Source organism: Allobosea massiliensis, assembly GCF_042655245.1.
Taxonomy (GTDB): domain Bacteria; phylum Pseudomonadota; class Alphaproteobacteria; order Rhizobiales; family Beijerinckiaceae; genus Allobosea; species Allobosea massiliensis.
On sequence record NZ_JBHSLU010000005.1, the window covers coordinates 1 to 14022 of the forward strand.

Here is a 14022-nt window from a genome sequence, read left to right on the forward strand (position 1 = left end):
ATCGGGGATCTCTCGGTTCAGGGTTGGCGTTCGCAACCCAAACCTAACCGGCAATCGCCGATGACCACCCTCAGCTACACCACGCTATGGGACACGACCGCTGTCCGCCTGATCAAAAGGTTGCTCGACCTGTCATCGGCAACGCGGCAACATAATCGGTGGGCGCGACGGACAGTGACGCAGATGCTGGGTCGGATGATGGGATGGTTGGCCGCGTATCGTGACCTGCAGCGACGCCAGCGCGAGCTGGTCGAGCATGACGCTCATACGTTGATGGGCCGCCACGGCGCGTCCGCCTATTACAGCGCGCGCAAGCTCGCCGACGATGAGCGGAATGGTCGGCTTGTCGAGATCAATCGCCCGCTGGGCCATTGGTCGAGAGTGCGACGCCGGATCGGCACGCTGACCGGGCTCAGCGGTCGCACCGATTCCGCGACCCGGCGGCTCGACGAATAGGGGAAGTGTCGCTCAGCGGCGCGGACCAGCAAAACTCGTGCGCGAGGTCGAGCCGTCGCTATGGGTCGCGACGAACCCGGTCGGGCCGAGCACGACATGGTCGACGAGCAGCTTGAGGCGCTGCTGGAAAGCCGCCCGGATGGCGAGATCGTCGGGATCGGCGTTGAGGCTCTCATAGACAGCCCTGAGCCCGGCAGCGGCTTCGTCGATATCAGCAGGCCGTAACTGCCGGAAGGCGCGGTCAAGCTGGGCGACGTCGGTCTCGGCCGCCTCCAGCTCGGCCTCGAGCGCCTGAACCTGCTTGCCAAGGCGGCTGCCGCCGCCCGAGGCCTGGACGAGTTGGATGAGGTTGTCGAGCTGGCGCTCGATGCCCTCGCGCCGCGCCTGCGCGGCCGACAGCGCGGCCTGCGCCTGGCTCTGCCGGTCGTTGGCGGCGTCGATCAACGCCTTCCGGCGCTGGCCGAGCCCGAACACGACGGCGTACTCGACCTTCTTGTAATCGTACATCGTGCGATGATCGCAGCCGGCGCTGGCATGGGCGCGGCCACAGCGTAGCTTGTGGCCGCCGCCACGAACCATCTTGTCGATGAACACCAGGTTGCTGTTGCAGGCTTCACAGCGCACGAGGCCCGACAGCAGGTTCTTGCGGCGTCCTGGCGTGCCCCTGCCGAAGCCGCGCGCCTTGGACGCGGCCTGCGCTGCCCAATAGGTCTCCTCATTGATGATCGCTGGGAAATAGTCGTCGATCGGCGCTTCCGCCGTCGCATCCGATCCGCCGGCGAGCTTGCCGCGCGGAACGTAACGCCCGAAGGTCGCCGGGTTCGACAGGATCTTGGCGATGTAGCTGTCGTGCCAGTACTGGCCCTTCTTCTTGCCCGTGCCCCAGGTCGGGACTTGGTCGGCGTTCAGCTTTGCCTGGATGGAACGGCGTCCGAGACCTGCAATCGTGTCCGCGAACATCTTCTGGACGATCTCGACGCGCTTGGGGATCTCGAGATACTCGCCAGACTTCGGCCCACCGACGAGTTCGAGCCAACCGGGGCAGCGCGCCGTCATCGCCTGCTTGTCGTCGGCCGCACGCTGGCGCTTGGCCGCCCAGGCGTCGGAAACGCGCTTGGACTTCAACGCGCTCTCCTCATGCGCACGCGACATCACCACGATGGAGATGATCAGCTGGGTCTGGTCTGCCCGCAGGCTCGCCCGCGAGTAGACCCGCTGGTCGGTCAGCGTGACGATGATGATGCCGTTGCGGGTAAGCCCCAAGAATAGTTCCAGCGCATCGACAACCTCTTCGCGCGAGAGTCGGTCCAAACTCTCGACCAGAAGATAGGAACCCTTCGCGACATCGCCGCTTTCGACGCGCTTCAGGAACGCGCCCAGCGCCGCACGCTCGTCGCGGTGCTTGCCCTTGAAGGCGGAGACGCCCTCGTCACGAAAGCTCTCATCGAGCACGAGGCCGTTCTTGGCGGCGTAGGTCCGGGCCGCCTCGATCTGCCGGCGAAAGCTCTCGCCGCGCGCCTGCTCTGGCGTCGAGAAGCGCACATAGGAGTATGCGCACGGCTTTGCCGCCTCAGATTGCTCCCTCGTTCTCGATCTTGCCATCGCTGCCGACATTGACGTGCTCGCGGAAAAGAAGTGCTAACGAGCAATGACAATAGTACATCTGATATTAATGTCATGGAGCAGGTGCTCGACATTCCCTCGCAGGAGGCGATTACCAAAGACAATGCCGGCGTCCGCATCGACGCCGCCGCCTTCTATCAGGTGCTCGACGCCGCCAAGGCCTGCTACGAGGTCTCGTCCCTCAACGACGCGCTGATGGTCCTGACCATGACCAATATCCGCACCGTCGTCGGCTCGATGGACCTCGACCAGCTGCTCTCCCACCGCGACGAGATCAACGAGCGGCTGTTGCGGGTGATGGACGCCGCCGCCTCCCCCTGGGGCGTCAAGGTCACGCGCATCGAGATCCGCGACATCCTGCCCCCGGCCGACATTGCCGGCGCCATGAACCGACAGATGAAGGCCGAGCGCGAGAAGCGCGCCGCCGTGCTCGAGGCCGAGGGCCTGCGCCAGGCCGAGATCCTCAAGGCAGAAGGCCAGAAGCAGTCGCAGATCCTCGCCGCCGAGGGCCGCAAGGAGGCCGCTTTCCGCGATGCCGAGGCGCGCGAGCGCTCCGCCCAGGCCGAGGCCGCCGCCACCGCCATGGTCTCGGAAGCGATCAGCCGTGGCGACATCCAGGCCGCCAACTTCCTGATCGCCGAGCGCTACACCGAGGCGCTCAAGGCGATCGCCAGCGCCCATAACGCCAAGGTCGTGATCGTGCCGATCGAGGCGGCTGCGCTCGCCGGAACCGTCGGCGGCATCGCCCAGTTGACCCGCGCCGTCTTCGGCGACGAGGCCCAGGAGAGCCGCCGCGGATCGGTGCCGCCGGCCGGCCGCGGCGCCTGAGGAGACGCCGATGTCGTCGCTCCTGTTCGGCCCCTGGGGCTGGGTCATCCTCGGCCTCGTCCTTATCGGCGGCGAGGTGCTGGCACCCGGCATCTTCCTGCTCTGGCTTGGCCTGGCCGCGCTTTTGACCGGCGCCGTTGTCGGCCTCGTCGATCTCGGCTGGCAGGCGGCTGCGCTCGTCTTCGCAGGCTTCAGCCTCGTCGCCGTCTTCGCCGGCCGGCTGCTGACCCGCCGCAAGGACGAGGAGCCGGATCCGGCGACAGGCCTCAACGATCGCGGCCGCCGGCTGATCGGCCGCGTCTTCCGGCTCGAGGCGACGATGACGGGCGGCGAGGGCCGCATCCGCATCGACGATTCGTCCTGGCGCGTCACCGGCCCCGAACTGCTGGCGGGAAGCGAGGTGCGGGTCGTGCGCGTCGACGGTGCCACGCTCGTGGTCGAGAAGGCGTGAGCGTCCTGCCACGAGCCGACGCCAAAATCAGGTTGTGTCGGGCCGCGAGCGGTCTATAGCGGACGCTCCGCCGCCAGACCGATCGTTCCCATGACACTGCCCAGCGAACGCCTGTCCCTGTCCAAGGACCGTATCAAGGTCCTGCTGCTGGAAGGCATCAACGATTCCGCCGCCGACCTGCTGGTCAACGCCGGCTACACCAACATGACGCGCCTGCCCAAGGCGCTGGACGAGGACGCGCTGGTGAAGGCGCTGGAAGGCGTCCACGTGCTCGGCATCCGCTCGCGCACGCAGCTCACCGACGCCGTCTTCGCCCGGGCCGACCGGCTCTTCGCCGTCGGCTGCTTCTCGGTCGGCACCAATCAGGTCGATCTTCAGGCGGCGCGCGGCCGCGGCGTGCCCGTCTTCAACGCGCCGTTCTCGAACACCCGCAGCGTCGCCGAACTGACGATCGGCGAGATCGTGATGCTGCTGCGCAAGATCACCGACCGCTCGGTCTCGGCCCATGGCGGCGGCTGGGACAAGTCGGCCAACGGCTCCTTCGAGGTGCGCGGCAAGGTGCTGGGCATCGTCGGCTACGGCAATATCGGCAGCCAGCTGTCGACGCTGGCCGAGGCGATGGGCATGCGGGTGATCTACTACGATCAGACCGACCGGCTGCGCCACGGCAACACCGAGCCGGTCGACAGCCTGCACGAATTGCTCGGCTCGGCCGACATCGTCTCGCTGCATGTCCCCGAGACGCCGCAGACGGCGGGCATGATCGGCGCCGAGCAGATCGCCGCGATGAACCCGGGCAGCTACCTGATCAACAACTCGCGCGGCACGGTGGTCGATCTCGACGCGCTCGCCGCCGCCCTGAAGAGCGGGCATCTGGCGGGTGCGGCGGTCGACGTCTTCCCTGTCGAGCCGGCCTCGAACAACGACCGTTTCGTCTCGCCGTTGCAGGGCCTGCCCAATGTGATCCTGACGCCGCATATCGGCGGCTCGACGGAAGAAGCGCAGGAGCGCATCGGCGCCGAAGTGGCGCGTAAGCTGATCGACTACTCCGATGTCGGCTCGACGGTCGGCGCCGTCAATTTCCCGCAGGTCCAGCTCGCGGCCCGCGCCGTCGGCACGCGCTTCATCCATGTCCAGCGCAACGTGCCGGGCATGCTGCGGCGTTTGAACGACGTCTTCGCCGCACGCAACGTCAACATCGCCGCCCAGAATTATCAGACGGACGGCGAGGTCGGCTATGTCGTGATGGAGGCGGAGAGCATCGGGGCCGATGCCCGCGACATCCTGCGCGAAATCCGGGCCCTCGAAGGCACAATCCGCGCGCGCCTGCTCTACCAACGCGCCTGAGAGGCCTCAGGACGCCTTATCGTCGGCCGCGCCGGGCTTGGTCGGCGCCTGGGCCGCGATCGGATCACTTGCGGGAAAGGTGTCCTTCAGAGCCTTGTCGAGCTCGGCGTCCGGGCCCCTCTTGGCGGCTTCGCGCTGCTCGGCCTGTTCCTGGCGCAGGCTTTCCTTGGCGGGATTGGTGTTCGTCGTCATGTTGACCCCCGTAGAACGGCCCCATGCGGGCCACTCAGGGATCAACGCGACAGGCAGGCCGGCGTTCCGCTAGAGCTGCCGGGGCCAGATGATCCGGGCCTTGAGCCCGCCGCCGTCGCGCTCCGCCAGCGTCAGCGTGCCGCGATGCGCCTCGGCGATCGCCCGCACGATCGACAGGCCGAGCCCGAAGCCGCTGCCTTCCTTGAGCGTCCGCGCGGCGTCGCTGCGGTAGAACGGCGCAAACACCTTCTCGCGCTCCTCCGGGGCGATGCCCGGCCCGTCGTCCTCGACCTCGATGGCGATCATGTCGGGCGCCGAGTCGTCCAGCCTGACCAGAACCCTGCCGCCGAACTTGATCGCGTTGTCGACGAGGTTGTTCACGGCGCGCGTCATCTGGTCGGCGTCGCAGACGGCGGAGGCGCGCATCGGCCCCTCATACACGACGACATGCCCGAGATCGGCGAGATCGTCGCAGATCGTCTGGAGCAGGGCCGGCATGTCGGTCGCCGTCAAGCTGCCCGAGGCGCGCCCGTCGCGCAGATAGGACAGCGCCGCTCCCACCATGCGATCCATCAAGGCGAGATCCGCGATGGTGGCCCGGCGCTGACGTTCGTCGGGGATGTCGTCGGCGCGCAGCCGCAACCGCGTGATCGGCGTGCGCAGATCATGGCTGACCGCGGCCAGCATGCGTGTCCTGTCGTCGATCAGCCTCCGGATGCGGTTGGCCATGCCGGCGAAGGCCGCGGCGAGGCGCTTGACCTCGACGGGTCCCTCCTCTGGTACGGCGAGGGTGTCGCGATCGGGATCGAAGCGGTCGATCACCGCTGCCAGCCGTGACAGCGGCGACGCCACCGCCCGCGCCGCCCACAGCGAGAGCAGCCCGATCAGCGAGGCCAGCAGAGCCAGCATGGTGACGAGATAGCCGATGAAGGCGCCTCCGCGCGGCGGAGGTGTCATCGAACTCGATGTCATGACCAGCCCGCTGCCATCCGCAAAGCGGACGCCAAAAGGCGGCGGCCCGAACCGTCCGGGTGCGTTGTCGAGCATCAGCGCCTCGACATTCGGCCCCAGCTGGGCCCGCAGATTGGCGAGGATTTGCCGATCGGCCCAGAACTGATTGCGCTCGCTCGTCTGTGCGCCTGGGGGCAGGCGCGAGAGCAGGGGATGGGCAGCCAGAGCGGCCTCGACCACGGTCGCTTTCGCCTCCGGCGACGGCGTCGCCTCGACCATGCGCGTGATCGAGATCAGGTCGGTGACATAGGGAAAGCTTGGAACCCGCTTCAGCTCGGGCGGCAGCAGCACGAGCAGCGCCACGATCGTGACGAGATTGGCCAGGACGAGCGAGCCGATCGCAATGGCGGTGATCTGCGCGGCGGCCCGCGCGGGCATCAGACGCAGAAGCAACCGCTTCATGGAGCCGGGCTCTCGGCCAACCTCTCGATCTCCGGAGAGAACATGTAGCCGCCGGAGCGGATGGTCTGGATCAGCTCGGGCTCGCGCGGATTGCGCTCCATCTTCTGGCGCAGCCGGCTGACGAGCACATCGATCGAGCGCTCGAACGGGGCAGCCATGCGGCCCTGCGTCAGATCCAGAAGCTGGTCGCGCGACAGCACGCGGCGCGGCCGTTCGCAGAAGGCGAGAAGCAGGTCGAGTTCGGCGCCCGTCAGCGGCACGCGCTCGCCCTGGGGGTTGAAGAGACGACGCACCGCCTTGTCGAGCCGCCAGCCCGCGAAAGCGAGTACCGGGCTGTCGCCCACCTCGGCGGCCGGGGCGGCACCGGCGCGCCGCAGCACGGCCCTGATCCGGGCCAGCAGCTCGCGCGGGTTGAACGGCTTCACCAGATAATCGTCCGCGCCCATCTCCAGGCCGAGGATGCGATCGATCTCTTCGCTTTTGGCGGTGAGCATGATGATCGGGATCGTGCCCTCGCTGCGCAGGCGGCGGCACAGGCTCAGCCCGTCCTCTCCCGGCAGCATCAGGTCGAGCACGATCAGGTCGAAACGGCCGTCCCGCAGCGCGGCATCCATCTCGCGGCCGTTCGGCACGGCCCGGACGCGAAAGTCGTTGTTGCGGAGGAAGCGCGAGACCAGCATCGCGATCTCGCGATCGTCCTCGACGACCAGGATATGGGGGGTTCTGCTCATCGTCTGGCTCTAGCGCCCGGCCGGGGCGAGGTCGCGGCCGGAATTGTGTCTGATTATTTCCAGACACGACGCTGGAAAAGCAAGGATACCAGAAGCTCCCGCGCAGACGTCATCCAGAAAACTCCACGCCACAGAACGGTCCGCGAGAGGACCCCAGATGGCGTCATGACCGATCTCGCATCATCCACCCTGTCCATTCCCGATCTCCGCCGGATCGGCTGGCGCCAGGCAGCTCTTCGCTCCGCGGCCGCCGCGGCGATTCTTGGGGTACTGGCGCTCTGGCTCTGGGCACTGCCGACGCTGCTTTCGCGGCAGGGCTTCGTGCAGCGCGGCGACGAATCCTGCGCCGGGGCAGCCTGGCGCGACCCTGTGACCGGCCGGAACCTCCCCGCTCCAACCGGCACCTGCAAGACCCATCCCGGTGGGGACGTCCGATGACACCCTGTGCCATCGACATCCGCTATCGAAGCCGCCTCGTCGCGCTGCTGCTGCTCGTGCCGCTGGCCCTGATCGGCGGATCGCTGGCGGGCTTGGCCATCGGCCGCTTCTCGACGGCGCCGCCGTCGTATCGGGACCAGCGCCTCGTGCAGATCCGCGCCGATCTGCGACAGGTCGAGGGGGACTATCTCCTGGCATTGGGCGATTCCCATGTCGCGCGCTGGCATGCACGCGAGTTCTGCGGGCTGCCTCTGGTCAATGGTGGAATGCACGGCGCGACCACCCGCGACACGCGCGGGCTGATCGACGAGCTCGCGCTGCCGCGGCCGCCGCTGGCGATCATCCTGAGCGTCGGCACCAACGACGCCAACCGCAAGCGCTTCCGCGAGCCGCCCGAAGCCGTCACCCGCTTCCGCCAGGCGTTCCGCGGCCTGCTGCGGGATCTGAGCGGGCGGGCCGGCCTCGTCGTCATCGCGTCGCTCCCGCGGCTCGACGAGCGCCAAGCGCCCGCCTTCTCGGAGGAAGCCGCGCTCGACATCGCGGGCTCCGCCGAAACCGCCTGCCGCGAGGAAGGCTCGTGCCGCCTCGCCTCGGGCTTCGGCGACGGCATCGCGCTGGCGGACGGGCTGCATCTGGCCGATTACGAGCGCGCCTATCGCGCGGCCGAGCCCGGCATCTGTGCCGCGCTCCCGCCGGGCAAGAGGCTGCGGCAGAACCGCCGCGCAGAGGCGCCATGATCCGGACCGCCGCCCACTGGACCCGGCCGGCGCCAGGACCCATCTAGCAAAGCCGAACGCCACCGGCTCCCCGGGGAGCCCAAGCCGAGGCTGCCATGGTCGCCATCTCCGTTCTCGACCTCGTTCCCGTGCGCGAAGGGCAGGAGCCGGGCGATGCGCTGCGCGCCTCGATCGACCTCGCGCGCCATGCCGAATCCCTCGGCTACACCCGCTACTGGGTCGCCGAGCATCACAACATGGTCGGCATCGCCAGCGCCACCACCGCCGTCGTCATCGGCCAGCTCGCCGCCGCGACGAAGACCATCGGCGTCGGCGCAGGCGGCATCATGCTGCCGAACCATGCTCCGCTGATCATCGCCGAGCAGTTCGGCACGCTCGAAGCGCTCTTTCCCGGCCGCATCGATCTCGGCCTCGGCCGGGCTCCAGGCACCGACCAGATGACGATGCGGGCGATGCGCCGCAGCCCGATGTCCTCCGACAGCTTCCCCCAGGACGTGCTCGAACTGCAGGCCTATTTCGCTCCCGCGGGCCCCAACCAGGCAATCCAGGCCGTGCCCGGCGCCGGGCTGAACGTGCCGCTCTGGATCCTCGGTTCGAGCCTGTTCGGCTCGCAGCTCGCCGCGCAGCTCGGCCTGCCCTACGCCTTCGCCTCGCATTTCGCGCCGGACGCCCTGATGCAGGCGCTGGCGATCTATCGCGAACGCTTCGAGCCCTCCGAGCAGCTCGCACGGCCCTACGCCATGCCCGGCATCAACGTCATCGCCGCCGAGACCGATGCAGAAGCGCGCCATCTCGCCACCTCCCTGCAGCAGCGCTTCGTCGGCATGGTGCGCGGCCAGCGCGGCAAGCTGCAGCCGCCGATCGACGACATCGAGACCTATTGGTCGCCGGCCGAAAAGGCCCATGTCGCGGGCATGCTGCGCTATGCCTTCATCGGCTCGCCCGAGACGTTGAAGCGCCAGCTCGGCGCCTTCATCGCCGCGACACAGGCCGACGAGATCATGGTGACCGCGCCGATCTTCGACCACGAGGCGCGGAAGCATTCCTACGAGATCCTCGCCGGCATCGCGCCGGAGCTGGGCATCGCGGCCCGGGCTGCCTGATTTCCGAGGAACTTCCGCCCCACGATGGCGTTGCCCGGTCTTGCATGGACATACGGGGGACCCATGAAACTCGACGTGACGGCGACGCTGACCTATGGCTTCGACAGCGACACGCAGGTGATCGCGGCCATCGAGGCCGCGCGATCGCCTGACCAGACGATCCTCTCCGAGAGCCTCACGATCTCACCCGACGCCGTGTTGGTGCGCGATCTCCACCCCGAAACGGGCGAGCGCCGTTTCCGGGCGGCGCTCTCCGGCCAGGTCGAGATTCGCTACCGGGCCCTGGTCGACAACGGCAACCGCGAGCCCTTGTCAGCCGCAGCGCGCCAGCATGACTGGTCGGAGCTGCCGCAGGAGGTGCTGCCCTATCTGCTGCCGAGTCGGTTCTCGCCCTCGGACGAGTTCATGCGCTTCGCCCAGCGCGAATTCTGCAGCATCGACGGCGGCGGCGCGCGCATCCTGGCCGTGCTCGACTGGCTGCACGAGCATCTCGACTATGTCCACGGCGTCAGCCACGCCCAGACCACGGCGCAGCACACCTTCATCGACCGCGCCGGCGTCTGCCGGGACTTCACCCATCTGGGCATCGCCCTGACGCGGGCGCTCAACATCCCCGCCCGCGCTGTCAGCGCCTATGCGCTCGACCTCGACCCGCCGGACTTCCACGCCGTCTTCGAGGTCTATCTCGACGGGCGCTGGTGGCTGGTGGACCCGACGCGGCTGGCACCCGTCGAGGGCATGGTCCGGATCGCAACCGGCCGCGACGCCGCCGACATCGCCTTCCTGACCAGCCAGTTCAACTGCCAGTGCCTGGCCCAGACCATTAAGGTCTCGCGCGCCCCCGAGGATGCCGGTCTGCAGGCCGCCTGATCAGGCGGCGGTGGCGCGCCGCGCCGCACGGCGCAGGTTGAGACCAAGCGCCGCCAGGAAGAACCCCGCCTGCACCACGACGATGCAGGGCCCCGTCGCGCCGTCGAGATGGTAGCTCAGGATCGTCCCGATGACGCTGGAGACCGTCGCGACGGCGACTGCCACCACCAGCATGACGTCGAAGCGCCGCGTCGTCAGGAAGCCGATCGCGCCCGGCGCGATCAGCATAGCGACGACGAGGATGATGCCGACCGCCTTGAGCGCGGCCACGATCGTCAGCGCCAGCAGCATCAGCAGGCCAACATTCAGCCACCGCACGGGAAGGCCGATCGCCCGCGCATGGGCGGCATCGAAGGCGACCAGCAGGAAGTCCCGGCGCAGGGCCAGCATGATCGCGATCGTCGGCACCGCGATGACGGCCGTCTCCGCCAGATCGGACCAGCTCACGCCGAGCATGTTGCCGAACAGGATATGGAGCAGGTGCTGGTCGCTCTCGACCTTGACGAACATCACCAGGCCGAGCGCGAACAGGCCGGAGAAGACGATGCCCATCACCGTGTCCTCCTTCACCCGGCTGTTTTCCTTGAGATAGCCGATGGCGAGCGAACAGCTCAGGCCGGCGACGAAGGCCCCCGCCGCCAGGGGCAGGCCCATAATCTGCGCCAGGACGATGCCGGGCAGCACCGCGTGGGACACCGCATCCCCCATCAGCGACCAGCCCTTCAGGATCAGGAAGCAGGACAGAACGGCACAGACCACGCCGACCAGCATGGCGGCGAGCAGGCCGCGCTGCATGAACTCATGCGCCAGCGGCGCGACGAGCCAGGCTTCGATCAGGCTCATGGCGTGAACCCTCTCCGAATGGGGCGATGCCGGCGCGAACCTGCTCCCTCCCCCCGCTTGCGGTGGGGAGGGTTGGGGTGGGGGGCAGTCCCGCTCGGCGCGACGATCAAGTACGGCGCTGCGGCTTTGCGCCCCCCCATCCCTAACCCTTCCCCACCGCAAGCGGGGGGAAGGGGACACCGTCGAGCATCCTGAGCACCACTCATGGCGCCGTCTCCGACACCGACCGGGCCGCCCGCGCCGCGGCGAGCCGTCCATGCTTCGGCGCAAAAACGAAGGCGGCGAGGAACAGCAGCGTCTGGAAGACGACGATCAGCCCGCCGGTGGATCCGTCGAGGAAGTAGCTGGCATAGGCGCCGGCCGCACTGGTGACGACGCCGAGCGCCACAGCGACACAGATCAGCCGGCCGAAGCGGTCGCAGAGCAGATAGGCGGTCGCTCCCGGCGTGATCACCATCGCGATCACCAGCACGGCCCCGACCGTCTGCAACGCGGCGACCGTGCAGGCACTGAGCAGCACGAAGAACAGAATCTTCAGCCGGGTCGGGGACAGACCGACGGCGCGCGCCTGGTTCTCGTCGAAGAAGACCAGCATCAGGTCACGCCAGCGCAGCATGAGCACGGCGAGCGAGACCGCGGCGATGATCGCGACCTGGACGACGTCCTCGTCCGCGATGCCGAGAATATTGCCGAGCACGATCGACTGCACGTCGACCGAGGTCGGGTTGATCGAGACGATCAGGAGCCCGACCGCGAAGAAGGTGGTGAAGACGACACCGATGACGGCGTCCTCGCGCAGTTGCGTCCGCAGCCGCACCAGCGCCATGGCGAGCGCCGCCAGCAGGCCCGAGAAGAAGGCGCCGGCCGCGTAAGGCACCTTCAGCAGATAGGCCAGCGCGACGCCCGGCACGATCGCATGGGCCAGCGCGTCGCCCATCAGCGACCAGCCCTTCAGCATCAGGAAGCAGGACAGGAAGGCGCAGACCCCGCCGACCAGCGCCGAGACCCAGATCGCCCGGAGCATGTACTGGTAGCCGAAGGGTTCCAGCAGAAGCGCGATCACGGCGCGCGATCCTTTGCAGTGTCGGCCGCCTCGCCGGTGGTCTGTCCGCCCGCGACGCGCTCGCTGTCGCGCTTGCCGTAGAGCACCAGCGGGCGCTCGTCGTCGGTGATGACGGTGACGCGCCGGTCGTCTTCATCGTCGTGCAGATCGGCGCCGCCCAGCCTGAAATGCCGCAACGCGCCGCCGAAAGCGCGCTGGAGATTGTCATGGGTGAAGGTCGTCGCGGTCGGCCCGGCCGCCAGCACCGTCTTGTTGATGATCACGACCTGGTCGCAGAAATCCGGGATCGAGCCGAGATTATGCGTCGAGACCAGCATCAGCCGGCCCTCGTCGCGCAATTCGCGCATCAATGCGACGATCGCTTCCTCGGTCTTGACGTCGACACCGGTGAAGGGCTCGTCGAGCAGGATGACCTGTCCGCCCTGGGCCAGCGCCCGCGCCAGGAAGACGCGCTTGCGCTGTCCGCCCGACAGTTCGCCGATCTGGCGCGTGCGGAACTCCAGCATATTGACGCGCGCGAGCGCCTGCTCGACCGCCTCGCGATCCGCCTGCCGCGCGATCCGCAGGAAGCCCATATGGCCGTAGCGGCCCATCATCACGACGTCCTCGACCAGGACGGGGAAGGTCCAGTCGACCTCCTCGGCCTGCGGCACATAGGCGACCAGCCCACGCTTCAGCGCCTGGCCCACCGGAAGCCCCGCGATTGAGACGGAGCCGACCGCGGGCTTGAGGAAGCCCATCAGCGTCTTGAACAACGTCGACTTGCCGGAGCCGTTGATGCCCACCAGCGCGCAGATCGTTCCCCCGCCAAGCCGGAAAGAGGCATCCCGCACGGCGGTGACACCATTGGTGTAGCGCACGGTCACACCCTCGACCGCAATCGAGGGCACAGGCAGCTCGGGGACAGCTGACTGCGCGCTCAATGGCCGAACCCTGCGGCGATGGTGCCGACCGTCGTCTCGAGCAGCCTGAGATAGGTCGGCACCGGCCCGTCGGAGGCAGACAGCGAATCGACATAGAGAACGCCGCCATAGCGGGCGCCGGTCTCGCGAGCGACCTGCTTGGCCGCCTTGTCGGAAATCGTGCTTTCGCTGAACACGGTCGGAATCTTGTTCTTGCGGACGAGGTCGATCAGCCGGCGCACCTGCTGCGGTGTTCCCTGCTGATCGGCGTTGATCGGCCAGAGATAGGCCTCGCGCCAGCCATAGTCACGGGCGAGATAGGAGAAGGCCCCCTCGCTGGTGACGAGCCAGCGCTGCGCCTCGGGCACCTTGTCGAGCCTCGCCCGCAGCGGGGCATCGACCGCCCGGATGCGCTCGGCATAGGCCTTCGCATTGGCGGCGTAGATCTCCGCCCGCGCCGGATCGGCCGCAGCCAGCGCCTTGCGGATGTTCTCGACATAGATCAGCGCGTTCTTGGTCGACATCCAGGCATGGGGGTTGGGCCGGCCCTGATAGGGCCCTTCCGTGATGCCCATCGGCTCGACGCCTTCGGTCACCACGGCGCTGCGGACATTCTTCACATTGTCGAAGAAGCGCTCGAACCAGCGCTCGAGATTGAGCCCGTTCCAGAGCACCAGATCGGCGGACTGCGCCTTCACCACGTCGAGCGGCGTCGGCTGGTAATCGTGGATCTCGGCGCCGGGCTTGGTGATCGACTCCACGATCGCCGCCTCGCCCGCGACGTTCTGGGCGATGTCCTGGATAACGGTGAAAGTGGTTACGACACGCAGTTTCCTGTCCTGCGCAAGGGCGCTGCCGGACGGGGCAACGAATGCGGCCGCCAGCAGCGCGGCCGCGCAGAGCGGAACGGATCGTCTCGTCGACATGGTCGGCTCCTCGGTCAGGGCGAGACACACGCTATTGCAACGCAATCGCATCTGTCAATGCAGTTGCAACACATTTGCAATAAGAAGCTTTTGCAGATG

At 67.9% G+C, this 14022-nt stretch carries 15 protein-coding genes and 1 pseudogene; 8 read left to right on the forward strand and 8 right to left on the reverse strand.

Annotation, left to right across the window (positions count from 1 at the left end):
- The coding region (locus tag ACFPN9_RS02660; protein ID WP_377815238.1) for a hypothetical protein at positions 1 to 456 on the forward strand (456 nt) is incomplete at its 5' end.
- 12 nt (positions 457 to 468) lie between these two features.
- On the opposite strand, the gene ACFPN9_RS02665 is transcribed toward ACFPN9_RS02660, so the two are convergent.
- Positions 469 to 1998 (reverse strand): recombinase family protein, encoded by a 1530-nt coding sequence (locus ACFPN9_RS02665; RefSeq protein ID WP_377815240.1) that lies wholly within the window; start codon positions 1996 to 1998, stop codon positions 469 to 471.
- Between the two features lie 126 nt (positions 1999 to 2124).
- Here ACFPN9_RS02665 and ACFPN9_RS02670 point away from each other — a divergent pair.
- The 3 genes and pseudogenes from ACFPN9_RS02670 to serA form a co-directional block, all read left to right on the forward strand.
- Positions 2125 to 2907, forward strand: a pseudogene (locus tag ACFPN9_RS02670) (SPFH domain-containing protein); the annotation flags it as partial.
- A 10-nt stretch (positions 2908 to 2917) separates the two neighbouring features.
- On the forward strand, positions 2918 to 3358 hold the full coding sequence (locus tag ACFPN9_RS02675; protein ID WP_066719623.1) for an NfeD family protein: 441 nt from the start codon (positions 2918 to 2920) through the stop codon (positions 3356 to 3358).
- A 90-nt stretch (positions 3359 to 3448) separates the two neighbouring features.
- A complete protein-coding gene (serA, locus tag ACFPN9_RS02680; protein ID WP_066719620.1) occupies positions 3449 to 4705 on the forward strand; it encodes a phosphoglycerate dehydrogenase in 1257 nt (418 codons plus the stop codon).
- 6 nt (positions 4706 to 4711) lie between these two features.
- Here the strand turns inward: serA and ACFPN9_RS02685 are convergent, their stop codons facing one another.
- From ACFPN9_RS02685 to ACFPN9_RS02695, 3 genes are all read right to left on the reverse strand, one after another.
- Complete coding sequence (locus tag ACFPN9_RS02685) at positions 4712 to 4897, reverse strand: hypothetical protein (protein WP_066719617.1); 186 nt, start codon at positions 4895 to 4897, stop codon at positions 4712 to 4714.
- 69 nt (positions 4898 to 4966) lie between these two features.
- Positions 4967 to 6310: a sensor histidine kinase gene (locus tag ACFPN9_RS02690; protein WP_377815244.1), complete on the reverse strand. Its 1344-nt coding sequence runs from the start codon at positions 6308 to 6310 to the stop codon at positions 4967 to 4969.
- A complete protein-coding gene (locus ACFPN9_RS02695; RefSeq protein WP_066719614.1) occupies positions 6307 to 7041 on the reverse strand; it encodes a response regulator in 735 nt (244 codons plus the stop codon). The genes ACFPN9_RS02690 and ACFPN9_RS02695 overlap by 4 nt, the downstream gene beginning before the upstream one ends.
- Positions 7042 to 7206: 165 nt before the next feature.
- Here ACFPN9_RS02695 and ACFPN9_RS02700 point away from each other — a divergent pair, with 165 nt between their 5' ends.
- The 4 genes from ACFPN9_RS02700 to ACFPN9_RS02715 all read left to right on the forward strand — a co-directional run bounded on the left by ACFPN9_RS02700 (position 7207) and on the right by ACFPN9_RS02715 (position 10189).
- Positions 7207 to 7479: a hypothetical protein gene (locus ACFPN9_RS02700; protein WP_066719610.1), complete on the forward strand. Its 273-nt coding sequence runs from the start codon at positions 7207 to 7209 to the stop codon at positions 7477 to 7479.
- On the forward strand, positions 7476 to 8216 hold the full coding sequence (locus ACFPN9_RS02705; protein WP_066719599.1) for an SGNH/GDSL hydrolase family protein: 741 nt from the start codon (positions 7476 to 7478) through the stop codon (positions 8214 to 8216). The genes ACFPN9_RS02700 and ACFPN9_RS02705 overlap by 4 nt, the downstream gene beginning before the upstream one ends.
- Before the next feature lie 95 nt (positions 8217 to 8311).
- Positions 8312 to 9319, forward strand: coding sequence for an LLM class flavin-dependent oxidoreductase (locus ACFPN9_RS02710; RefSeq protein ID WP_066719596.1), 1008 nt, complete (start codon positions 8312 to 8314; stop codon positions 9317 to 9319).
- Between the two features lie 63 nt (positions 9320 to 9382).
- On the forward strand, positions 9383 to 10189 hold the full coding sequence (locus tag ACFPN9_RS02715) for a transglutaminase-like domain-containing protein (protein ID WP_066719593.1): 807 nt from the start codon (positions 9383 to 9385) through the stop codon (positions 10187 to 10189).
- Here ACFPN9_RS02715 and ACFPN9_RS02720 read toward each other — a convergent pair whose 3' ends face one another.
- The 4 genes from ACFPN9_RS02720 to ACFPN9_RS02735 all read right to left on the reverse strand — a co-directional run bounded on the left by ACFPN9_RS02720 (position 10190) and on the right by ACFPN9_RS02735 (position 13923).
- Positions 10190 to 11032, reverse strand: a complete 843-nt coding sequence (locus ACFPN9_RS02720; protein WP_066719590.1) for a metal ABC transporter permease — start codon at positions 11030 to 11032, stop codon at positions 10190 to 10192.
- A 202-nt stretch (positions 11033 to 11234) separates the two neighbouring features.
- Complete coding sequence (locus ACFPN9_RS02725; protein ID WP_066722906.1) at positions 11235 to 12095, reverse strand: metal ABC transporter permease; 861 nt, start codon at positions 12093 to 12095, stop codon at positions 11235 to 11237.
- Positions 12092 to 13018 (reverse strand): manganese/iron ABC transporter ATP-binding protein, encoded by a 927-nt coding sequence (locus tag ACFPN9_RS02730; protein ID WP_066722909.1) that lies wholly within the window; start codon positions 13016 to 13018, stop codon positions 12092 to 12094. The genes ACFPN9_RS02725 and ACFPN9_RS02730 overlap by 4 nt, the downstream gene beginning before the upstream one ends.
- Positions 13015 to 13923, reverse strand: coding sequence for a metal ABC transporter substrate-binding protein (locus ACFPN9_RS02735; RefSeq protein WP_377815250.1), 909 nt, complete (start codon positions 13921 to 13923; stop codon positions 13015 to 13017). The genes ACFPN9_RS02730 and ACFPN9_RS02735 overlap by 4 nt, the downstream gene beginning before the upstream one ends.
- Positions 13924 to 14022 lie beyond the last annotated feature (99 nt).

Coding starts and splice junctions, on each gene's coding strand:
- ACFPN9_RS02675 (WP_066719623.1), top strand. CDS start 2,918: ATGTCGTCGCTCCTGTTCGGCCCCTGGGGCTGGGTCATCCTCGGCCTC.
- ACFPN9_RS02705 (WP_066719599.1), top strand. CDS start 7,476: ATGACACCCTGTGCCATCGACATCCGCTATCGAAGCCGCCTCGTCGCG.
- ACFPN9_RS02720 (WP_066719590.1), bottom strand. CDS start 11,032: ATGAGCCTGATCGAAGCCTGGCTCGTCGCGCCGCTGGCGCATGAGTTC.
- ACFPN9_RS02735 (WP_377815250.1), bottom strand. CDS start 13,923: ATGTCGACGAGACGATCCGTTCCGCTCTGCGCGGCCGCGCTGCTGGCG.
- ACFPN9_RS02690 (WP_377815244.1), bottom strand. CDS start 6,310: ATGAAGCGGTTGCTTCTGCGTCTGATGCCCGCGCGGGCCGCCGCGCAG.
- ACFPN9_RS02695 (WP_066719614.1), bottom strand. CDS start 7,041: ATGAGCAGAACCCCCCATATCCTGGTCGTCGAGGACGATCGCGAGATC.
- ACFPN9_RS02700 (WP_066719610.1), top strand. CDS start 7,207: ATGACCGATCTCGCATCATCCACCCTGTCCATTCCCGATCTCCGCCGG.
- ACFPN9_RS02715 (WP_066719593.1), top strand. CDS start 9,383: ATGAAACTCGACGTGACGGCGACGCTGACCTATGGCTTCGACAGCGAC.
- ACFPN9_RS02685 (WP_066719617.1), bottom strand. CDS start 4,897: ATGACGACGAACACCAATCCCGCCAAGGAAAGCCTGCGCCAGGAACAG.
- ACFPN9_RS02710 (WP_066719596.1), top strand. CDS start 8,312: ATGGTCGCCATCTCCGTTCTCGACCTCGTTCCCGTGCGCGAAGGGCAG.
- serA (WP_066719620.1), top strand. CDS start 3,449: ATGACACTGCCCAGCGAACGCCTGTCCCTGTCCAAGGACCGTATCAAG.